Source organism: Botrimarina colliarenosi (assembly GCF_007859955.1).
Classification (GTDB): Bacteria; Planctomycetota; Planctomycetia; order Pirellulales; family Lacipirellulaceae; genus Botrimarina; species Botrimarina colliarenosi.
This window is the reverse complement of record NZ_SJPR01000001.1, coordinates 765,741-786,990: the sequence shown is the minus strand read 5'-3', so window position 1 is coordinate 786,990 and position 21,250 is coordinate 765,741. Positions and strand designations below refer to the sequence as shown.

Here is a 21,250-nt window from a genome sequence, read left to right as displayed (position 1 = left end):
GACAACTCCTAACGAAGGACAATCAAGCCATCTCTAGTATAGTTGAGTAACCGGCCGAGGTCGCAGGCCCGACGACCTCGGCGGTGTCTCCCCCCCAACAAACGCCTCTTGTCCGATCCTCACGACGACCGATCGACCGCCCCGTCGCCCCTCGCGACGCTGGCGGGGGAACCGCTCGCTTGGCTCTCGAGCCTCGCGATGCACGCCATGGCGTTGCTGCTGCTCGGCGTGTTCACGCAGATCGTCCCGATCGACAAGGCCCCGCTGCTGTTCTCGTCGCCTCCGCCGGAGGAGCCCGAAGACCTCGACGAGGCGTTCCGCGTCTCGGAGCAACTGATGATCGACATCGGCGCGCTGTCGGACGGCGGCGCCGGCGACGCGGCCGCGTCGGCCCCGATCGAGGCGGTGATCTCCGAGGTGTCGCTCGACCTGCAAGCGGTCACCGATGTGGGGCAGCTCCCTTCGCTCGAGTCGGCGACGCCGCTGCTCACCAGCCCCGACCCCGACAACCTGTTGCTCGTACGCGGCGTCGGCGCCGTTGGCACGACCGGCAGCAACGGCGCCGTCGATCGCCTCACCGGCGAGATCCTGCTGTCGCTCGAGCAGCGGCCGACGGTGGTCGTCTGGCTCTTCGACCGTTCCGGCAGCCTCAGCGGCCAGCGCGAAGCGATCGTCAGCCGCTTCGACCGCGTCTACGAAGAACTCGGCGTCGCGTCGCCGCGTCGCGCGGACGGCGAGGACGCCTCCTCCGACGAGCCAGACGATGACGACGCGCCGCTGCTGACGACGGTCGCCGCGTTTGGCTCGGGCGTTGAGTTCGTCACGCCGAAGCCGACCGCCGACATCGACGCGATCAAAGCAGCGGTCCGCTCGATCGAGCCCGACGACAGCGGCGAGGAGAACGTCTTCGGCGCGGTGCTCGAAGCGGTCGAACGCCACAAGCGCTACCGCCTCCGCCGCCCCAAGCACAACGTGATGATCGTTGTCGTCACCGACGAGGCGGGCGACGACCTCGATCGGCTCGACCGCGCCGTCGACGCGTGCCGCACGATGCAGACGCCGGTCTATGTGGTCGGCGCCCCGGCGCCGTTCGGGCGGCTCGAGACCTACGTCCGCTATGTCGACCCCGACCCGAGGTACGACCAGACGCCGCAGTACCTGCCGGTCCGCCAAGGCCCCGAGACGCTGCTCCCCGAGCGGCTGCGGCTCGGCTACTTCGGCGCCCGCGACTTCGACGGGCCGGTGCTCGACTCGGGCTTTGGCCCCTACAGCCTGACGCGGCTGACGGCCGAGTCAGGCGGGTTCTTCATCGCGGTCCACCCGTTCCGCGTCGACGCCGGCCGCGCGAACCGCGAGGGGGGCGACGGCCAGTTGGTCGCCAACCTCGATTACTTTTTCGACGAACGGCTGATGCGGCGGTACCGGCCCGACTATCTGCCGACAACCGAGTACCGCCGGCGGCTGAACCAGAACGGGGCCAAGAAGGCGCTTGTCGAGGCGGCGTCGTTGAGCTGGACGGCGCCGCTCGACAATGTCCGCCGCGAGTTTCCCAAGCTCGACGAGGCGCAGTTCGCCGAAGACCTGACCCGCGCCCAACGCGCCGCCGCCCTGCTCGAGCCGCGGCTCGATCAACTGGTGACAACGCTCCGTCGCGGCGAAGGGGACCGCCCGAAGCTCGACTCGGCCCGTTGGGAGGCGGGGTTCGACCTGGCGATGGGCCGCGCGCTGGCGACCAAGGTCCGCGCCGAGGGTTACAACGACATGCTCGCCCGCGCCAAACAAGGCATGGAGTTCACGTCGGAGAAGAAAGACACCTGGATCATCTCGCCCAACGACGCCATCGCCACCGGCAGCCTCGCCGCGCGCGAAGCGGAAGAAGCCAAGACCTACTTGACGCGCGTCACCAAGGAACACGAAGGGACGCCCTGGGCGCTACTCGCCCAACGCGAACTTGCCCGCCCGCTCGGCTGGGAGTGGCGCGACGAGTTCCGCAACCTGGCGGAGCGACGGGAGCGCCAGAACAACCGACCCCGTCCCGAGCGGCCCGAGCCGGAGCCCAAGCCACGACGTACGCCCAAGCTGTAAGCGCGTCGGTACGCGTCGCTCAGTGGGCCGCCATCGCGTCCATCGCCCAGTTGGCGGTCGGGTCGTGCGGGTAGAAGTGCTTGCCAACCGCCTCGGAGAGGACGTTGACGTACTCCTTCTGGAACGTCGCGGGGCTCTTGCTCTGGATCGCGATCGGGGCGTTCACCGGGTACAGGATCTCGCCCAGTTCCTTATCCCAGACCCGGCGTCCGCCGTCGTTCATGTCGAAGACCGTGAGCTTGACGTCCGAGTTGCCCTGGTAGACCGTCTGGCCAGCGAACAACTCGAAGTGAGCCAGATCGATGTAGACGATCAGGTCGGCCTTCACCGCCTTGCCGAGCTCGAGGTAGTCGTCCGAGTCGTTCTCGTCGATCCAGGCGTCGACTTGACGCTGCGGGACGACGTCGATTTTTTCTTTCTTGCGGAGATTGACCTCGAGCAGCTCGCTAACACGCTGGGCGATCTGCCGCGAGGCGCCGGCGTGGCGGAACTCCTGCGAAGCCGGCTGGCTGCAGAAGACCACGACGCGTTTGCCGTTGAGCGCCTCGCACTCGGCGTCCTTGATGTTTCCCCCTTGGAACATATAGATGCCAGTCGCCAGCAGCATGTGGAGGCAGCCGGCGGAGGGGAGCAGCGTCAACGCCGCCAGGGCGAGCGACAGCCGCGTGGCGTAGCGGGGCGCCGTCGTCCGAAGGCGAGAAGCGGGGCGATCCATCGCGTCGTTCTCTTAGTAGAGTGCAAGAAGCGGAGCGCCCCACGGGTGACGCAGAGCGGCGGGCCCCACGGTGACGCAGGGCGGCGGGAGGGTAGCGGGCGGCGGCGGAAGCCGCAACGCCGATACGACGACCCGATCAGCCGGTGGGCGATAGCCCCGGTTCTCTGGACATGCCGGGCCTGCAGGGAACCGGGGCTAGCGCCCTGCGGCTGATTTTCTCTAGGGCAGGTCTAGAGCTGGCTTAGCCGCTTGGCTTCCACCTCGTTGACCGAAACGCGCTCGATCGACCGGGCGAGGCCGGTCTCGGGATCGATATCAACCAGCGCGCCGTTGAGCCGCGGGTCCCCTTCGGCGACGTCGAACGGGTGCGGCATCCCGGTGAGCGTCGCCGCTAGCACCCGGTCGACCCGGCGGCCGAGGATGCTGTCGTGCGGGCCGGTCATGCCGACATCGCATTGAAACGCTGTGCCGCCGGGCAGCACGCACTCGTCGGCGGTCGCCACGTGGGTGTGCGTCCCGAGCACGGCCGAGACGCGGCCGTCCAGGTAGCGGCCCATCGACTGCATCTCACTGGTCGCCTCGGCGTGGAAGTCGACGAAGCGGACCTTCACGTCGGAAGGCGCCTCGGCGAGCGCCGCGTCGAGCGCTCGGAACGGGCTGTCGATCGGCCGCATGAAGAGCTGGCCCAGCGCGCAGGCGATGAACGCGCGATCGCCGGACTTCGTCGTCACCACCGCCCAGCGGCGGCCGGTCGCCTCGGCCGGCAGATTGCTGGGCCGCACGACGTTGTCGGCCGACTCGAGAAGGGGCAGCACTTCACGACGACGGTAGACGTGGTCGCCGAGCGTGATGGCGTCGACGCCCGCCTTCATCAGCGAGGCGTGGATCTTTGGCGTGTAGCCCGACCCGGCGGCGGCGTTCTCGGCGTTGCAGACGACCAGGTCAATCTTGCGCTCCGCCCGCAGCCCCGGCAGCGCCTGCTGGATGATCTCCCGCCCCGGCCTGCCGACGACGTCACCGATGAAGAGGAGAAGCATGCAATTGCGGAATGGGGATTTTGGATTGCGGATTCAAGAAAAGGCGGGGGGGATTTGCTTGCGAATCAATCCGCAATCCGAAATCTCCAATCCGCAATCCACCTCACTTCGCCATCTCGGTGAACCGCGTTTCGCGGATCATCGTGACGCGGATCTCGCCGGGATAAGTGAGCTGCGCCTCGAACGCCTTCGCGATGTCGCGGCAGACCTTGGCGGCCGACTCGTCGGTTGTCTGGTTGGTCTTAGCGATGACGCGCACCTCGCGGCCCGCCTGGATGGCGAACGCTTGGTGGACGCCGTCGAACGCCGAGGCGATCGACTCGAGCTCTTGCATCCGCTTGATATAGCGGTCGAGCGTCTCGCGCCGGGCGCCGGGACGCGACGCGCTGCAGGCGTCCGCCGCCGCGCACATCACGGTGTACGGCATGTCGGGACGGATGTCGTCATGGTGGCCGAGCGCGGCGTGGACGACGACCTCGTTCTCGCCGTAACGCTTGAGCAGGTCGGCGCCGATCTTGGGGTGGCCCCCCTCGGTGTCGTGGTCGGCCGCCTTGCCGATGTCGTGCAGCAGGCCGGCGCGGCGGGCCAGGTCGCCGTCGTAGCCGAGTTCCTCGGCCAGCATGCCGGTGACGAACGCCACCTCGATCGAGTGCCGCAGCACGTTCTGGCTATAGCTAGTGCGGTAGTGCAAGCGGCCGAGCAGCTGGATCACCTTCGGGTGGAGCCCGCGGATATCGACCTCTTGGGCGGCTTCCTCGCCGTAGCGGACGAGCAGCTTCTCGACCTCGGCGCCGGTCTCCGCGACGAGCTCTTCGATGCGGCTGGGGTGGATCCGGCCGTCGGCGATCAGCTTTGTCAGGGCCAGCTGGGCGATCTGCCGCCGCACCGGGTCGAACGAGCTCACGATCACGACGCCGGGCGTGTCGTCGATGATGACGTCGACGCCGGTCTCTTTCTCGAAGGTCCGGATGTTGCGGCCTTCGCGGCCGATGATGCGGCCCTTCATCTCGTCGCTGGGGATGTCGACCGTGCTGGTGGTCGATTCGGCGGTGTGGGCGGCGGCGAAGCGCTGTATCGAGGTGATCAGCAACTCTTTCGCCTTGGCGTCGACCTTCTGCACCAGCTGCTTCTCGGCCTCCATGATGCGGACGCCCTGCTCGTGAGAGAGCTCCGAATCGAGCCGTTCGAGCAACAGCTTGCGGGCCTCGTCGGGGCCGAGGCCGCTCGCCTTGTGGAGGGCCTGCCGCTGGACGTCCAGCAGGTTCTCGAGCTCTTTGGCGCGGACGTCAACGTCGGCGAGCTTTTCAGTCAGCCGGCGTTGGTTGCTCTCGACCATCTTCTCTTGCTTGGAGAGTTGATCGTCGCGCGAGGCGAGCGAGTCGTCGCGTTTGTCGAGCAGCCGCTCGCGCTCGTGCAGCTTCTCGCGCGAGTCGGAGAGCTGCTGCTCGATCCGCGATTTCTCGACGATGGCGAGTTCTTTGGCCTCGATCGCCGCGTCTTTCAGGCGGCTCTTGGCTTCGAGCTCGGCCCGTTCGAGGATCTGGGCGGCTTCCTTTTCGGCGTCCCACTTGCGGAGTCGACCCAGCCACAAAACCACGCCCATCCCCATCAGGGCGGCGATAAGGGCTATCGCGGCATAGATCAAGTTTTGCATGGATCGGCAAGTCCCATCGGGCGTCCCCTGCCATGGAGGGCCCTGCTGGTCCGCGGTCGATCCCTAAACCTGCAGCGATGCGGAGATTACGCTTCGGGACGGCGACGCCCCGCGCTGGGGTGAGAGAAGACGCGGTTTGGTGTATTGGTGATGGCGACGCCGCGTCGCTTCGCCGGGCAATCGAGACCACTTGCCCGCCGGGGAACAACGCCGCTGCCGCTGCTATCTCGAAGCTGCCAGTCACCGGTCGCCGCGTGGCGACAACCCGGTTTGGCTAGCCCGCGTGTTTACCGAAACTCTTGGCACGATGCAAGATAGGGCGTCCCCAACCAGGCCGCAGGCCAGCCTCTCCGCGAGCAGTGACACGCTGCTGTCACCGCGTTTGTCGGCGCTAGCGGCGGAGGCTTCTCCACCGGAACTCTGGCGTGACGTGCGGGTCGCGGTCGCCGTCTCGGGAGGCGCCGATAGCGTCGCCCTTTTCCGCTGGCTGCTCGCTGAAAAGCAGGCGGGTGGCGGTCGGGGTGATGTCGTCGTATTGCACTACGACCACCGGGTCCGCGGCGACCAATCCGAGGCCGACGCTAGCTGGGTCGCCAAACTCGCGGCGGCCCACGATGCCCGCTGCGTTGCCGAAGCCGCCCCGATCGTGGGCCCCCGCAGCGAGGAAGCGCTCCGCGACGAGCGACGCGGCTTCTACCGACGGGCGACCGACGAGCTCGGCGCCCGCTACCTGGCGACCGGCCACACCGCCGACGACCAGGCCGAGACGGTCCTCTTCCGCCTGCTCCGCGGCGCCGGTCCCCGTGGCGCGGCGGGCATCCGGGCGACGGCGCCCCTGTCGGAGAGCTGCACGCTGGTCCGGCCGCTACTTGGGGCGACGCGTGACGACGTGCTTGCCTATCTTGCCGATTTACGCCAGCCATACCGTGAGGACGTGTCCAACGCCGACGACGCCTACACACGCAACTGGCTGCGTGGCGCGGTGCTGCCGCTGCTGGCAGAGCGATTTCCCGCCGTGCGGCAGGACTTGGCGGCGTTCGCAACGCGCGCCGCTGAGACGGCCGACCTCGTTGCGACGCTGGCCGAGTCGCTGCTCGACGGGGCCTTGCTGGTGGGGGAGCTAGAGACGGAGGCCATGGCGGAGAACGCGGCGGACAGCGTCACGCTGCAGACCGCCCTTTTTGCCCAAAGCCCACGGCCTTTAGTCACCGAGGCTCTGCGGGCCGTCTGGCGTCGCGCGCGGTGGCCGCAGCAGGCGATGACCGCGCGGCATTGGCGCCAGCTAACCGATCTGGCGACCCAATCCGCGCCCGCCGCGGCGGTGATTCTCCCCGGCAAAGTCCGTGTCGAACGCCGTGACGACCGGCTCACGCTAGCACGGCCGCCGAGCGAAGGCTCGTGTTGACCGTATTCCTAGGGGCGGCCTACCCTCTGGCGGTCGAAAAAGAGTTGCAAGGAAGCCACTCTCCAGCGACGCGAACTCCTGCCTGGCGACGGATCGTCGGGACTCGCGACGCCGGGACCGCTCCAAGGACGGACGTCTCGCTATTTTCGGACGCGTAGTCAACTCGTGCTGGTCGTTGTTCCGCGGCGTCTTGACGCTGGTGGCGGTGCTCGCCGCTGCGCTGGCGGTGTTTCTCTACTTCCGCCTCGACGACGAGGCCCAGCGCCTCTGCGAGGCGGCGCTCAACCGGCACTGTGAGCCGTCGTTTGTGGCGCGCGTCGGGGCCGCCCGGTACACGCCCGGCCAAGGCGTCACGATGTACAACGTCGAGATCGTCGAGCGGCTCAACTGGCGCCCGCCGCGGGGCGTGCTGCAGATCGACGAGCTCCACGTCCAGGGCCAGTTCGACGTCGCCTCGCTGATGCGTGGCAAGCCGGTGATCACGCGGATCGTCGCCAAGGCGCCGCGGCTCGCGATCACCAAGCGCGAGGACGGCACGTGGAACGTCGCCGACTTCCAGTTCCGCCGGAGCGGTGGCGCGCCGATACCGCGCGTCGATTTGCAGAACGCCACCGTGCTGCTCACCAGCGAGGCGCGCGGCAAGGGACAGACGCTCGGCCTGCACCACCTCCACGCCACGATCGACCCCGTCGCGGACTCCAACAAACAGCTGAATGTCGTTATCACGGCGCGGGACACGATCGCCCGGACCGTCGAAGCGCGGGGCGTCGTCGCGGCGGACGGGTCGCAGTTCCGCCTGGAGTACAAAGCCGAAGGGGTTCAGACGACGAGCGAGTTGATGGGCTCGTTGGCGCACTTCGGGTTCATCCGCCCGATGGCGTTGCCGCTCCGCGGCGCGGTGTCGTTCAGCGGCGAAGTGAGCCAGCCGGCCGGCGGGAAGCTCGACTGGCGGACCGCCTTCAACTTCGCCGGCGGCGAGGCGCGACTCGCCGCGCTGAAACGACCGCTCACGGAAGTCAAAATCGTCGGCGAAGCGACGCCCGGCGGCCTGCGGATCGACAACGCCGGCGCCCGTTGGGGCGACTCGGTGATTCGTCTGGCGGGACGGCGCGAAGGCTGGGGCTTCTTCGCCCCGCTAGCCGTCCGCTGCCGGATGGACGACTTCGACCTCGCCGCCACGCCTACCGGCATGCTGCCCGCCAAGGCCGCCAACGCCTGGCAGCGGTTCCGCCCGCTGGGGCGCGCCGACGTGGCGGTCGATGTCTCGTTTGATGGCCGCGTGTGGGCGCCCCGCGCTACGATCACCGCCCGCGACGCTTCGTTCGAGGACGCCGAGAAGTTCCCTTACCGGCTCACCAACGCGACGGGGCAAATCCTGGTCAACGGCGGCGTCAGCGAGGACCCCACCCCACCGGCGCCCGGCGACGCGACGATCGACGTCCGCTTGCAAGGCCAAGCCGACGGCGCCCCGGTCGTCATCACCGCCGCGTTCCACGGCGTCTCATTCGGCCGGTCGGCTTCGACCGACCCCCCGCCGAAGATGCCGCCCGGCTGGGTCGAGGTGGCGGGCAATAGCGTGCCGATCTCCGAGCGTCTGGTGGCGGCGATCCCCGACGAAGAGGCCCGCCGCTTCGTGGAATCGCTCCACCCGACGGGCCGGATCGATGTCCGCTGGCGCGCTGAGCGAATCAACGAGGAAGAGCTCGAACCGGCGATCGCCCTCAACATGCGGCTCGTCGATTGCCGGATGCTCTACGACCGTTTTCCCTACCCCCTGAGCCACGTCACCGGTTGGATCGAGCAGCGGGGCAAGGAATGGAAGTTCTACGAGCTCCGTAGCCGCGACACCCAGGGGCGTACGCTGGCCGAAGGGTTTGGATCCCTCGAACCGCGCGAAGGGTCGTGCCGGTTCGACCTGCAGCTCTCCGGCGAAGCGGCGCCGCTCGACCAGACGCTGTACGACGCCCTGCCCGAGAACGCCCAACAGGCGTGGACCTTGATGCGGCCGCGGGGGCAGATCGACTTCGTCGCCGATATCGCGCGCGAGTGCGGCCAGCTCGAACCGACGGTGCGACTCAAAATGACGCCGCACCAGCAGAACTTGGCGGTCGAACCCCCCCTCTCCGAGAGCGGCAACCGCTACCGCCTGGAACGGGTCGACGGCGACTTCTACTGGGCCGACGACCGCCTCACCATGCAGCAGGCCCGCGCCGAGCATGGCCGAACCATCTACATGGCGAACGGCGCGTGGGAGGCGCAGGAAGCGGGCGCGTGGAAGCTCGACCTCACCGAACTCAACGTCGACCGGCTCGACTTCAACCGCGACTTCTTGCTCGCCGCCCCCGCCGGGTTGCGGGCCGTGATCGAAGAGATCGAGCCCCAAGGGGCGTTCGGCCTGTTCGACAGCCGGTTCGAAGTCACCAAGGGGCCCGGCGCCAACGGGCCGGTCGCCGCGCGGTGGCGGGTCGGCCTCAATTGTCATCAGGCGTCGCTCAACCCGGGCGTGCCGATCGACGGCGTGTCGGGGGTCGTCCGGCTGAGCGGGCAGAGCGACGGCGCGTCGGCGACCACCGCCGGCGAACTCGACCTCGACTCGCTGTTCTGGAACGACCTGCAGCTGACGCAGGTCCGCGGCCCGATCTGGGCCGACGGTTCCGACTGCTTCCTCGGCGAGGGCGCGGCGCGGAAGCTACAGAGCGGCGAAGCCCGCACCCTCCAGGCCAAGGCGTACGGCGGCGCGGTCGAGCTCAACAGCTGGATCCGCCACGGCGGCCAAACCCGCTACGGTCTGGCGATCGGCTTGAACAACATCGACGTGACGCGGCTCTCGACGGAGTGGCTCCGCCGCCCCGAGACGCTGCACGGCAGCCTCGACGGGCAGCTGAAGTTCCAAGGCGTTGGCGCGTCGATCTATGGCCTCACCGGCGAGGGCGCCCTCGAGGTCAACGACGCCGACCTCTACGAGCTGCCGCTCTTCCTCAGCCTGCTGAAGTACCTGCGGAACCGCGCGCCCGACAACACGGCGTTCAACCAGCTCTCGACCAAGTTCCGCCTCGAAGGGAACGACATCCACTTCGAGAACTTCGACCTCAAGGGCGACGCCGTCAGCCTCTACGGCCGCGGCACGGCGACGCTCCAGCGCGACGTTGACTTGACGTTCGCCAGCATTGTCGGCCGCACCGAATTCGCGGTGCCGGTGCTAAAGGCGTTCGTCAGCTCCGCCAGCGAGCAACTGCTGCGGCTAAGGGTTGTCGGGCCGATCGACTCGCCCGAGGTCCGCCGTGAGGTGCTCCCGGCCGTCGGCAACGTCTTCGAACAACTCCAATCCGACCTGGGGGCCCGCGCCGCCGCGTCCAACGCCGTCCGCACCCCGGCGGCAACCCGCCGATAAGACGCTGTTAAGTTGCCGCCCCGCGTCTAAAGAAAGCTACCCTTCACCGAGAGGTCACCCCGCAAGACACGTCGCCACTTCACCCCCACCATCGCTATGAGCATGGGACCGCTGGGAGGAATCATCGGCAGCACGGCCGGATCGCCGCTGTCGCAGACCAAGGGAGCGACCTCGGAGCGCGCGGCGCGCGACTCTGCGGTGAAGGAGACCGCCGATCAACTCGACCTGCGGGCCGAGAAGTCGGCCGGCATTGGCCAGACCGAAGAGGACCAAGGAACCGCCGACCGCGACGCCGACGGCCGGCGCCTGTGGGAACGCAGCAACGACGAGTCGGCAGAGCCCGAGGAGGAAGCGGCCGCCGAGCAAGCCTCGTCCGCAGGCGAGCCGCCCGACAACGGCCCACCGGATGAAGACGAGCACCATCTCGACCTGCTGGCTTAAGGCCGACGCTTCAGAGTAGGCTGGGAGAAAGATCACGGCTCTTGGCCCCCAGCCCACTCGGATTGATGCGTATCGCCTTCGCTTTGCTACTACTCGTCGCGGCAGAAATCACCTGTGGTGCGGGCACAGCTGCGGCGGCGGATGTCATCGAGATCGCCCGGTCGTTCCCCGATGGCGGTGGCTACGACTGGACCGCTGGCGCGACAGGGGTGAAGGAGCCGGTCGTCTTTAAGGACGCCTGCTTGCTCGAAGCCAACCCCGACGGCAGCTTTTGCTGCGGCTACACCTTTGCCGTCGCGATGCGTACAGCCGAAGAGCGCGGCCTGCTCGCCGACAAGTCGGTCGAGGACGCGCGCCAGTTCCTGAAGGACTGGTACGGCGCGCCGGGGGGCGACAAGACCCTCGTCGTCCTGGCCGTCGAGAACCTCGGCATCGGCAGAGCGGTCCCCTTTGAAGAAGCGCAGCCGGGCGACTTTGTTCAGCTCTGGCGTGAAGGGGGCTCGGGGCACAGCGTCATCTTCCTCCACTGGGTCGAAGAAGAGGGCGAGCGTGTCGGTTTCCGTTACCGCAGCTCGCAAAAACTGACCGATGGTATCGGCGATCGGACCGAGTACTTCGCCGGCGCCGCGGGCCACGACGGCCGGGTGCTGCGAGACGGGACGTACGCTTGCCGGCTGTTTGAGGCGCCGCCGTCGGCACGTTGACGCGGGTCACCAGCTTTTTCTTTTTTCGTAGCGCTGCCCGAGGCTAGCGCCTTCGGCTCAAGATTCGATCGCTTTTTATGAGCCGTAGGCGCTAGCCTCGGGCAGCGCCACGTACTGGTCGCGATCGATAGAAACCGCCTGCTACACGAAAAGACTAACGAGCTTCGTCTCGAGGTACTCGCTGAGCCCCTCGGGCCCCGACTCGGCGCCGACGCCGCTCTGTTTCCAGCCGGTGAACGGCCCTTCGGTGGCGTGCGGAACCCAGCCGTTGACCGCCACCATGCCGTACTCGAGCCGCTCGTAGGCATGCGTCGCGCGGGCGAGGTCGTGGCTAAACACAAACGCGGCGAGGCCGCTCTCCAGCGCGTTGGCGTCGGCGATCGCCGCGTCGAGTTCGTCGTACGGCGTCACCGCCAAGACCGGACCGAACGTCTCCTCACGCCACAACGCCGAATCAGTCGCGACATCGGCAACCAGCGTTGGCTCGAAGAAAAAGCCTTTGGGGCGGTCGGCCGGGCGTTTGCCGCCCGCCAGGACGCGGCCGCCGTGCGGCTCGGCGAGCAGGCGTTCGACCCGGTCGCGCTGCGCGGCGTTGATGAGCGGGCCGATGTCGCTGGTCGCGTTAGCGCCGGGACCGACGCGGTAGGCGGCGACCAGCGGCGTCGCGGCTTCGACGAAGGCGTCGTACACGTCGCGATGCACATAGAACCGCTGCGGCGCGACGCAAACCTGCCCCGCGTTGCGGAAGCGGGCGAGCACCGCCGTCTTGGCGAAGGCCGCCGCGCCGGCACGCTCGATGGCGTCGGGCTCGATGATCACCGGCGCGTTGCCGCCCAGCTCGAGCGACACGCCGGTCACCGTGTCGGCCGATTGGCGGATCAACAAGCGACCGACCTCGGTGCTGCCGGTGAAACTCATTTTGCGACAACGCGGGTCGTCCATCATGGCGCCGGCCATCGCGGCGGGGTCGCCGTTGATGACGTTGACGACGCCAGCGGGAAGCCCCGCATCGACGAGCGCTTCGCCAAGGCCGAACGCCGATAGCGGCGTCTCGTCGGCGGGCCGGCAGACAACCGTACAGCCCGCCGCCAGCGCCGCCGCGACCGAGCGGGCCGGGTTGTAGGCCGGGAAATTCCATGCGGTGATGACGCCGACCACGCCCAGCGGCTGCTCGATCGTCATCAACCGCCGGCCCGGCATTTTTGCGGGGATGGTGCGGCCGTACGCGCGCTTAGCCTCTTCGGCGAACCAGTCGAAGAGGTCCGCGACGACGGTCCACTCCCCTTTCGACTCGGCAAGCGGCTTGCCGCTCTCGGCAGTAGTGACCGAAGCGAGGGAGTCGCGGCGCTCACGCAGAAGCGAAGCGGCGGTGCGGAGCACGTCGGCGCGCTGATACGCGGTCTTGCCCGACCAGGCCGGGAACGCTGTCGCGGCGGCGTCGATAGCGGCCTGCGCGTCGGCGGCGCCGCCGAATGGGACCGAGGCGATCGCTTTCTCCGTCGCCGGATCGACGACGTCCGCGACATCGCCACCGAGGGCGTCGACCCATTCGCCGTCGATCAGTTGCTGGTTACGACAGTCAAGCATAAAGCCCCGCTCGCAGTTGGAAGAAGAACATCGCATCTCGTTCTGTGGGAGGCGTCTCCGACGCCGATAACGCGCGACTTGCGTCGTCGGCATGGAGACCGTCATCGGCGTCGGAGACGCCTCCCACAATCCACAATTAGTAGTCCCACAATTAATTATTCGCGTTCAAAGACGACCTCGCCGTTGACGAGCGTCATTGTTACGCCAATCTCCATTAACGAATCGACCGGTTCTTCGAGCGGCGAACGATCAAGCACCACCAAGTCGGCCAACAAGCCGGTCCGGATCGCGCCGAACCGGTCGTCGTCGCCCGACAGCTTGGCGCCGGCGGCCGTGTAGGCCAACAGGCCGTCACGGAGGGTGATCGTTTCGTCGGGCCCCATCGGCGCGCCGTCGCCGCACCGCCGGCCGACCGCGGCGGCGACTCCGGCGAGAGGGCGTTCGTCGCGGACCACCGGCGCGTCGGTCGAGAGAGCGACGTTGAGCCCCACCTCGAGCATCGTCCGGATCGGGTACGGCGTCACCGGAAAATCCTCCGGCAGATACTCGCGGAAGTTGGCGCCCAACTCCGGCAAGAAGATCGCCTGTGTCGCGACGCCAATCCCGAGCCGAGCGGTCCGCACGAGGTCGTGGCCGGTCGGCAAACCAAAGTGCTCGAACCGCGCCCGCTTGGCGATCCGCGGCAACGCCTCGTAGGCGTCGAGCGCCGTGGCGATCGCCCGGTCGCCGATGACGTGCGTCGCGGTGCGGTAGCCGGCCGCCTCGGTCTTGCGGCAGAGCACCGCGTAGGCGTCCCGGTCGTAGCGGAGCACGCCGCGCGTGTCGGCGTGGCGGTAAGGCGTCGACAGCGCCGCCGTGGCGCCGCTCAGCCCGCCGTCCATGAAGAACTTGGCCGTGTCGATACGCAATCGCTCGTCACAGCGGGGCGGCGTCCACTCCGCCATCGCGTCGGAAGCGGCGTCTTCGGGCGCGAGCCGCATCACGTTGAACCGTCCGACGAGTTCGCCGGCGGCGCTCATCGCCTCGTAGACGGCAAGCAGCCGGTCGTCGACGCCCGGGTCGGTCACCGCCGTGACGCCGAGGCTCAGGAGCCGCTGGTTCGCCGCGCGGACCATGTCGCGCAGCGCCGCGTCGCTGGGCGGCGGGAGGCGGTCGGTCACCAGTCGCATGGCCGTCTCGGTCAGCACGCCGGTCGGTTCGCCGGCGGCGTCGCGCCGCAGCTCGCCTCCGGCCGGCGCCGAAGTGTTGCGATCGACGCCGACGACCCGTAGCGCCGCGCTGTTCGCGATTCCGAAATGGTTGCAAACGCGGGTGACCCAGACCGGCCGGTCGGGGAACCACCCGTCGAGCTCGCCGCGTGTCGGCAGCCGGCCTTCGGCGAGTCGCAACTCGTTGACGCCGCGGCCGAGCACCCATTCACCGTCCGCACGCATCGGGGCGGTGAGCCGCCGGCGCACTTCGGGCAGCGACTCGGCGTCGCGGAGGTCGGCGAGCGAGGTGAGCAGATGTCCCACCTTCCAGACATGGAGGTGGGCGTCGTTGAAGCCCGGCAGCAGGGTGCGTCCGGCAAGGTCGATTGTCCGCTTCGGCGCCAGCTCGCGCCGCAGCTGGGCGCCGTGGCCCACCGCCACGATCCTCCCCGCGGTGATCGCCACCGCATCGGCGGGGGCATCGGCGAGCGGCAGGACGGCGTTTTCGAGCAGAAGGTCGATCATAGGTTCGCCATCTTACGCGTCCCCGAGTCGCTGCAAGGAGTGCTAGCGACGAACTCCTGCCGGCTGGGACCAGCGATCCCGGCTACTAAGCGAGCCCGGCATGCTAGCGGCTCCGGCTGACAAACTGTAACGGTGGTTTCGACGAAGGGGGCGTCCCTCGCCGGTGCAACCGATTCTAAGGGCAGCTTCGGCACAACCCGCTACCCGTCTGCATCGGCGTCTCATGGTCTCAATCCGCTCGATCCTGCTTGTCCTTGTCTGCGCGGCGGCGGCCTCCACAAGGGGACAGGAGCCGCTCCTTGAGCCGACGTCGGTCCGAGCGCTGCCGGCCGTTATGACGTTCCCGGACGACCTGACGCCCGACATGACGGGCGCCAACGTTCTGACGCTCGCGGACGCCGAGAGCCGTGCGCTCTCGATCAGCCCGTCGCTGGCCGCGTTACGGGCCGAGGTGACGGCCGCCCGCTGGGAGTGCGTCCAGGCGGGTTTGCCGCCCAACCCCACGGGGGGCTACTTGGCGAGCGAGGTCGGCAACGACGGCCGCGCTGGCCAGCAAGGCGCCTACCTGGGGCAGCAATTCATCCGTGGTGGCAAGCTCGACTACGCCCAGTCGGTCGCCGCCCGTGAGGCGCGGGTCCGCGAACAGCTCTACGATGTCGAGCGGCTACGGCTGCTCACCGACGTGCGGACCGTTTTCGTCGACACCTACCTCTCGCAGCTCGAAATCGAGCTCGCCGACCAGCTGTTGGGGCTGAGCCTCAAGGGCGTCGATACGTCGAACAAACTGATCGAAGCGGGCGAGGGTCGCCGCACCGACGTCCTGCAGGCAGAGATCGAATCGCAGCGCGCCGGCGCCTCGAAACGGCAGGCCACGGTCCGTCGCGACGCCGGCTGGCGCCGTCTGGCCGCGCTGACGGGTCTGCCGGCCGAGACGCCGCAGGTGGTCGACGCCGACCTGACGGCGCTCCTCGGCCAGACCGACTGGCAAGCGTCGGCCAGCCGCCTCATCGCCGCGAGCCCCGCGATCGCGGCCCGCGTCGCCGAGATCGAGCGGGCACGCTGCAATATCGCCCTCCAGAAGTCGCAGGCGGTCGCCGACGTGACCGCGCAAGTCTCTGTGCAGTACGACGACAGCACCGACGACACGGTTGCGGGCGTGCAGATCGGCGTGCCGTTGATGCTCTGGAACCGCAACCAGGGGGGCGTCGGCCGCGCGCAGGCCGAGTTGGTCGCCGCCCATCGCCGCCTCGAATCGACCGAGCAAACGCTCCACCGGCAGCTGGCCGACGCGTTCGGCCGCTACGAACGGGCCAAGACCCAGGCCGAAACGCTTGCTAGCGAGGTCCTCCCCCGCGCCAAGGAAAGCCTTGGCCTGTCGACCGAGGGATACGCGGCGGGCGAGGTCAGCTACCTCGAACTCCTCACCGTCCAGCGGACGTACTTCCAGGTGAGCCTCGAGCGGCTCGCCCTGCTGCGTGAGATGAACGAAATGTCGCAGCTCATCGAAGGGCGGCTGCTGTCGGGCAGCGGGCAGCTCGATTGACGCTAGCGTCGGCCGTGTCGAACAGCGTTACTTCCGTATCGCGGCGTCGTACGGGTTGGCGAGGCGTACTTCGCGCTCGGTTTGGTCGGCCCAGTCGTCGCCCGACGGGCGGTACGAGAAGAGTCGGGCGTCGAGGCGTTCGCCAAACTCGGGGACGCCGATGTCCATCTTGAGCAGCGGCTGAGCGCTGTCGGTGAGCAGCGCCTCGTCGGGGAGGCCGGGGGCCGACAGGGCGTCTTGGGCGTTGCGGTACTCGACCAGCAGCGGGAACAGCGTCGCCTCGCTTAGCGCGACCACAACGTGCTGCGGAACGCGCTCCGGGAGCGTCGTCTGGTCGTCGCCGACGAGCGCCGCCATGCGTTCGGGACGCCAGCGTCCCACCATCGCGGCGACGCGTTCGTTGCGGAACTGCATCACCCGCGGCGCGCCGAAGGTGAACGACTCGTCGAGGCCGCTGAGCAGCATCGGCAGGCCGCCAAAACGCGACCATGCGTTGGGATCGGTCGCCGCCGGGGGGCCCCCTTCGTCGTCGGCTTGGGTCACTGCGCGGCGGACCTGGCGGAGGTCGATGCGAGTCACTTCCCGCTCGGGCTGCGAGGGGTCGCCCCACGCCATGTCGGTCCAGAGGAACCGGCTGTCGGAGACGCGTAGCAGCCTCGCCGGCGTCCCGGCCAACTGGCCGGTCTGCTCAAGCAGGAACTGCCGCTGACTGCCGGCGCCGAGTTGGTAGTAACGGCCGCTGGTGTCGATGGCGAGGCCGTCGATCACGCCGTGTTGGTCAAGCCTTACGCCGATCGATCCGTGCCCCTCAATGGCGACGGCGGCGCGGCGGAGGAGGAGGTTGCCCGGCCCCTCGGACGAGACGGCGACCCGCGGCGGGGCCGGCGTGTTGGGCAGCGGCGGGACGTCGAGGACTTCGATCGGTCCGACCGAGGCCGGACCGGCGATCCGATCCATCACGACGCGGTCGGCCACTTCCAGGCCGTAGTAGGCGCCGACGCCGACTGCTAGCAGCACGACGCCGCGGAGCAGCCAGCCGGTGGCCCGACGCGTGGGGGTCGGGCTAGGCGGGTTGCTCGTCATACGCGGGTTTTGACGCTTTCACCAAAGAAACGCGTTGTGCGGGGCCGAACCTAAGCCTGGGGAAACACTAGCCCCGCGGCGCGCGTCACGTCTCGACGCGTCGCGGCGGGAGTCTAGGCGCCGCCTACGGGAGGCGTCCACGGCAATTGTCGCCCAACTGGGGCGTCGCCAAAAAAAGCAAAGACACAAGCCAATTACGGGACGCACGGACGCGCGGGCACGACGCCGGCGACGACGGGCGCGACGAACACGCCGAGGGGGGAAGCGATGCGTGTCCAGACTCTGATCGTGAACACGTTGTTAGGAGCCGCTGTAGCGGCCACCGGCTGCGCAGGCCGAATGGCCTACAACCTGCCGCCCGCCTCACGCCTGATGCATCCAGGCCCGGGGGTCGATGGCCCCGGACCGGGTGTCATCCCGGTGGGCAACCAGATGATGGGACCGGCGATGCCGGCCCAGTACGGCCCCGGCGGCACGCCGCCGGCCAACTACGGCGCCTGCCGATGCAACTACGAAGGCGAGCAGTGCCAGTACTGCGAAGACGGTAGCTGCTCGATCAACGGCGGCGGCGGTTGTTATGCGGGTGGCGGCGCCGCTTCGGGCCCGACCTCGCAGGTCCAGTTCGTCGGTGAGGACGGCCTCACCATCGCCTGGGACGTCGCGAGCCCCGGGATGTTCGATTCGGCTCCGCTCTTTGTGCCGGACCGTCAGGACTTCCCCCAGGGCGCGATCTACCGCCTGAAGGTGAGCAACATCCCCGGCCGCGCCGGCGTGACGCTCTACCCGACGCTCGAGGTGGCCCCGGTCACGGCCCGCACCGACGCCTTCTTGGCGCACGCCGCGGTGCCGGTCCAGTTCACCGAGGAAGACTTCGACCAGGTGATGAGCGGCAACTTCGTCACGAAGGTCATCTACCTACCGGACCCCGAGTTCCAAGAGCTCGCTCTGTCGGGCGTCGAGACGCTTGTCAGCACGCGGCTCGATCCGGGTGTGGACCCGGTCGCCGAGGCGGACCGTCGCGGTTCGATCCTGGCGGTGCTGCGGATGGGCAGCAAGGACCTCAGCACGGCTGGCGGCTCGTACGGCGATCAGGTCATGCCCGCCGCCTACGGCGCCGGGTGCGACAACTGCGGTCCGAGCGGCGGCGGCGCCTCGTCGCCCAGCTTCAGCGGTCCGATGTACGGCGGCGGCGGCGGACAGGCCAACATGCCGATAGGCATGCCGGCCGCCGGCTTCGCCCCGCAGCCGATGCCGCCGCACATGCTGGCCGGCGCCCCGCAGTGGGGCATGCCCCACACGGGCACGCCGATCGGCATCCCCGGGCCGCCGCACCTGCCGATGGGTTCGCCCGCCGGCCTGCAGAAGCACACCATCAAGAACCGCACTCGGGTTCACCTGCCGCCGCCCACCAACGCCGTTCACGTGTCGGTCAAGCAGCGTCCGGGCCTGAACTACCCGCGTCCGGTGAACAAGATCCACGTCGACGAAGTGAACCGCGCTCCGATCGACCTGATCCACGGCACGGTGAAGCCAGGCGTCGGGATCCGCACCGCGGTGCAGGGCGCCCAGGCGTACCCGCACGGCGGCGGCGACTGCGAAGAGTACTGCGATTGATCACGGCGTCGGTCAACCACGGAACGACTCCTTGTACGAGACGCGAACGAAACCATGACAACGGTCCGCCCTCTCAGATGTGCCTTGCGTAAGCAGGGCCTTGCCGCCGGCAGCGTGATGCTAATGGCGACGCTGGGCGGACTGCTGCTGAGCACGCCTCAGTGCTCCGTAGCACAGACGCCCAAGCACTGGCTACATGCCGGCGCCATGCCTCCGGGAGCGATTGGAAGCCAGCGGCTTCTGAGAGGCGGACCGTTGCACGGTTACAACCAGCCGGTCGAGTTGCGGATGCCCTCGGGCACGAGCATCGCGGCGACCGGCGCCCACGGCGAAACGACCGCCCGGTCGGAAAGCCTCAAAGTCGGCCTGCTCGTCGGCCAGCTCTATCGGTTCCGCGCCGAGGGCGTCCCCGGTCTGGAAGAGGTGACGGTCTACCCGACCGTCGAACTGATCGACCGGACCTACCCGCCCTACGGCAGAGAAACAGAGTTCCCGATCGCGATCGAGCTGACGCTTCAGGACCTCCGGCTCGCCGCCGAAGGGGCGTTCGTCACCCGGGTTGTCTATGTCGAGGACCCGAAGACGGCGCTGCCGGTCAGCGAGAAAGAAGCCGGCGGACAGCAGTGGTTCGAGGCCCGCCCGGGCGACGACCCGCTGGTGCTCGCCGACCAACTGGGCCGACCCGTGGCGATCCTCCGCATCGGCGCCCGCGACACGGGCGTCCTCGCCAACGGCTGCTACGCCACGCCAACGCCCTTGGCTTCAAGCACAAAAGACTCCGCCCTACGACAGGCGTCCGCCGCTGACTAGGTGAAAGAATTGAACCACGACGACACGACGGGCACGACGAACGATCCGTCGTGCCCGTCGTTTCGTCGTGGTTAACCTTCTGAAGGAAAAAAACGACCGTGGACACGCCGCCCAACTCGCCGCTGATGCCGACCTGGTTCCGGCGGACGCTCATCGTCGTCGCGGCGCTGCTGATGTGCTCGTGCCGTGCCTACGGCCAGGACTGCCCGTCGTGCCCGCTCGGCGGCGACGGCTATAGCGATGGCTGCGATCAGGGCGCTTGCGATCAAGGCTGCCCGGCCGGGGGCTGCGTCGTCGTCGGTTGCCCCGTCTGCCAGCCCCAGCGTTACGCCGGGCCGGGCGACGAATACCTGTGCGACGGCGGCGACGGCGAGTACTCGACCGGCGTGCTCCGCGACGGCGGGCTCATCGGACTGCATCAGGAAGACACCGTCGCCACCTACACCGGCTGCGAAGGCAAGACCTTTGTCGCGCCGAGCACGCGGGTCTGCATCTATGCGCCGCGGTTCGCCTCGGTGCGGCAAGTCGTCCACCCGATGGGCGCCCAGCAGCGGACGTTCGTTGACGCTGTCGGCGACCTCTTCGGCGCCGCGCAAGCCGACCGGACCCAGGTCGCGACCACCTCGCTCCAGAACCTCGCCCTCAAGGGCCAGGTGCTGCCGTTGCCGCCCGGGCTCTACAAGGGTCGCCAACAGGCGGGCGGCATCGAACGTCACCTGGCCGCCGCCGAGATCCGCAGCCTCGTCGGCCCCTACGTGAACCTGCAGCTGATGCACCTTGGCGAGGTCGTCATGTCCGAAGGGCCAATCGTCGCCGAGCTGTCGCTCGCCGCGATCACCTGGACGGGCGACCAAGAGGTGCAGGTCGCGATCTCCGGCCAAGCGGCCTCGGCCGTTTTCTCGCCCAAGCAGCCCGGCCTGCTCTACCACGTCGACCAAGGCTGCCCGCGGCTCCGCCTGGTGAAGTGCGCGTCGACCGACGCCGCCCAACCGGGCGAAGAGGTCGAGTTCACGCTCCGCTACGACAATGTCGGCGATTCGGCGCTCGAGGACCTCGTGCTGCTCGACAACCTGACGACCCGCCTGGAGTATGTCGACGGCTCCGCCAAGTCGTCGCGCGACGCCGACTTCACGACCGCCCGCAACGACGCCGGCTCGCTGGTGCTGCGCTGGGCGATCGACGGCAAGGTGGAAGCCGGCGAAGGGGGCCTGCTAACGTTCAAGTGCCGCGTGCGGTGAGGAACCGCCAAGACGCCAAGGTTCGCCAATAAGATTTCTTGACGGGATGAACAGGATCGACAGGATTCGAGGAAGAATTGCCTTCCCCCATGATCATCCAGTCGATCCTGTAAATCCTGACTAAGATCTCCTTGGCGTTCTTAGCGTCTTGGCGGTTCCCCTGAACCTCGCGTCATGGGGCGATGTCCAGGCAGTGGCCACGGGCCTACAATCGGGCTCCTACCTCGC

At 68.4% G+C, this 21,250-nt stretch carries 15 protein-coding genes; 9 read left to right on the top strand and 6 right to left on the bottom strand.

The features are described 5' to 3' along the window. The first annotated feature begins 108 nt into the window (after positions 1-108). The gene (locus Pla108_RS03030) at positions 109-2,085 is read left to right on the top strand and encodes a vWA domain-containing protein (RefSeq protein ID WP_146442805.1); all 1,977 of its coding nucleotides are present in this window, start codon (positions 109-111) and stop codon (positions 2,083-2,085) included. Positions 2,086-2,104: 19 nt separating this feature from the next. Here the strand turns inward: Pla108_RS03030 and Pla108_RS03025 are convergent, their stop codons facing one another. The 3 genes from Pla108_RS03025 to rny form a co-directional block, all read right to left on the bottom strand. Further along, positions 2,105-2,800 carry a hypothetical protein gene (locus Pla108_RS03025; RefSeq protein ID WP_146442800.1) on the bottom strand — a complete coding sequence of 232 codons (696 nt, stop codon included), beginning with the start codon at positions 2,798-2,800 and terminating at the stop codon, positions 2,105-2,107. A gap of 230 nt (positions 2,801-3,030) precedes the next feature. After that, on the bottom strand, positions 3,031-3,837 hold the full coding sequence (locus Pla108_RS03020) for a TIGR00282 family metallophosphoesterase (RefSeq protein WP_146442797.1): 807 nt from the start codon (positions 3,835-3,837) through the stop codon (positions 3,031-3,033). A gap of 103 nt (positions 3,838-3,940) precedes the next feature. Beyond that, the gene (rny, locus tag Pla108_RS03015; protein ID WP_146442794.1) at positions 3,941-5,491 is read right to left on the bottom strand and encodes a ribonuclease Y; all 1,551 of its coding nucleotides are present in this window, start codon (positions 5,489-5,491) and stop codon (positions 3,941-3,943) included. A 283-nt stretch (positions 5,492-5,774) separates the two neighbouring features. On the opposite strand from rny, the gene tilS reads away from it, so the two are divergent. From tilS to Pla108_RS02995, 4 genes are all read left to right on the top strand, one after another. Next, positions 5,775-6,896, top strand: coding sequence for a tRNA lysidine(34) synthetase TilS (gene tilS / locus Pla108_RS03010; RefSeq protein ID WP_197526199.1), 1,122 nt, complete (start codon positions 5,775-5,777; stop codon positions 6,894-6,896). A gap of 175 nt (positions 6,897-7,071) precedes the next feature. After that, positions 7,072-10,287 carry an AsmA-like C-terminal region-containing protein gene (locus tag Pla108_RS03005; RefSeq protein ID WP_146442785.1) on the top strand — a complete coding sequence of 1,072 codons (3,216 nt, stop codon included), beginning with the start codon at positions 7,072-7,074 and terminating at the stop codon, positions 10,285-10,287. 96 nt (positions 10,288-10,383) lie between these two features. Continuing rightward, positions 10,384-10,728: a hypothetical protein gene (locus Pla108_RS03000; protein ID WP_146442780.1), complete on the top strand. Its 345-nt coding sequence runs from the start codon at positions 10,384-10,386 to the stop codon at positions 10,726-10,728. Positions 10,729-10,793: 65 nt separating this feature from the next. Continuing rightward, complete coding sequence (locus Pla108_RS02995; RefSeq protein ID WP_146442776.1) at positions 10,794-11,432, top strand: hypothetical protein; 639 nt, start codon at positions 10,794-10,796, stop codon at positions 11,430-11,432. A 141-nt stretch (positions 11,433-11,573) separates the two neighbouring features. Here Pla108_RS02995 and Pla108_RS02990 read toward each other — a convergent pair whose 3' ends face one another. Next, positions 11,574-13,019: an NAD-dependent succinate-semialdehyde dehydrogenase gene (locus Pla108_RS02990; protein WP_197526198.1), complete on the bottom strand. Its 1,446-nt coding sequence runs from the start codon at positions 13,017-13,019 to the stop codon at positions 11,574-11,576. Between the two features lie 155 nt (positions 13,020-13,174). Continuing rightward, positions 13,175-14,734 carry an amidohydrolase gene (locus tag Pla108_RS02985; RefSeq protein ID WP_146442769.1) on the bottom strand — a complete coding sequence of 520 codons (1,560 nt, stop codon included), beginning with the start codon at positions 14,732-14,734 and terminating at the stop codon, positions 13,175-13,177. Positions 14,735-14,957: 223 nt separating this feature from the next. Here Pla108_RS02985 and Pla108_RS02980 point away from each other — a divergent pair, with 223 nt between their 5' ends. Then, positions 14,958-16,277 carry a TolC family protein gene (locus Pla108_RS02980; RefSeq protein ID WP_146442766.1) on the top strand — a complete coding sequence of 440 codons (1,320 nt, stop codon included), beginning with the start codon at positions 14,958-14,960 and terminating at the stop codon, positions 16,275-16,277. A 27-nt stretch (positions 16,278-16,304) separates the two neighbouring features. Here the strand turns inward: Pla108_RS02980 and Pla108_RS02975 are convergent, their stop codons facing one another. After that, complete coding sequence (locus tag Pla108_RS02975; protein ID WP_146442763.1) at positions 16,305-17,360, bottom strand: hypothetical protein; 1,056 nt, start codon at positions 17,358-17,360, stop codon at positions 16,305-16,307. Positions 17,361-17,627: 267 nt separating this feature from the next. Here Pla108_RS02975 and Pla108_RS02970 point away from each other — a divergent pair, with 267 nt between their 5' ends. From Pla108_RS02970 to Pla108_RS02960, 3 genes are all read left to right on the top strand, one after another. Continuing rightward, positions 17,628-18,974 (top strand): hypothetical protein, encoded by a 1,347-nt coding sequence (locus Pla108_RS02970; protein WP_146442760.1) that lies wholly within the window; start codon positions 17,628-17,630, stop codon positions 18,972-18,974. A gap of 84 nt (positions 18,975-19,058) precedes the next feature. Beyond that, the gene (locus Pla108_RS02965; RefSeq protein ID WP_146442756.1) at positions 19,059-19,784 is read left to right on the top strand and encodes a hypothetical protein; all 726 of its coding nucleotides are present in this window, start codon (positions 19,059-19,061) and stop codon (positions 19,782-19,784) included. A gap of 98 nt (positions 19,785-19,882) precedes the next feature. Then, positions 19,883-21,022, top strand: coding sequence for a DUF11 domain-containing protein (locus tag Pla108_RS02960; protein WP_146442753.1), 1,140 nt, complete (start codon positions 19,883-19,885; stop codon positions 21,020-21,022). Positions 21,023-21,250: the final 228 nt, after the last annotated feature.

Excerpts from the sequence above, each read along its gene's own strand:
- Pla108_RS03020 (WP_146442797.1), bottom strand. The coding sequence starts at position 3,837 with ATGCTTCTCCTCTTCATCGGTGACGTCGTCGGCAGGCCGGGGCGGGAG.
- Pla108_RS02970 (WP_146442760.1), top strand. The coding sequence starts at position 17,628 with ATGCGTGTCCAGACTCTGATCGTGAACACGTTGTTAGGAGCCGCTGTA.
- Pla108_RS02980 (WP_146442766.1), top strand. The coding sequence starts at position 14,958 with ATGGTCTCAATCCGCTCGATCCTGCTTGTCCTTGTCTGCGCGGCGGCG.
- Pla108_RS03025 (WP_146442800.1), bottom strand. The coding sequence starts at position 2,800 with ATGGATCGCCCCGCTTCTCGCCTTCGGACGACGGCGCCCCGCTACGCC.
- Pla108_RS02990 (WP_197526198.1), bottom strand. The coding sequence starts at position 13,019 with ATGCTTGACTGTCGTAACCAGCAACTGATCGACGGCGAATGGGTCGAC.
- Pla108_RS02975 (WP_146442763.1), bottom strand. The coding sequence starts at position 17,360 with ATGACGAGCAACCCGCCTAGCCCGACCCCCACGCGTCGGGCCACCGGC.
- Pla108_RS02985 (WP_146442769.1), bottom strand. The coding sequence starts at position 14,734 with ATGATCGACCTTCTGCTCGAAAACGCCGTCCTGCCGCTCGCCGATGCC.
- Pla108_RS03000 (WP_146442780.1), top strand. The coding sequence starts at position 10,384 with ATGAGCATGGGACCGCTGGGAGGAATCATCGGCAGCACGGCCGGATCG.
- Pla108_RS02995 (WP_146442776.1), top strand. The coding sequence starts at position 10,794 with ATGCGTATCGCCTTCGCTTTGCTACTACTCGTCGCGGCAGAAATCACC.
- rny (WP_146442794.1), bottom strand. The coding sequence starts at position 5,491 with ATGCAAAACTTGATCTATGCCGCGATAGCCCTTATCGCCGCCCTGATG.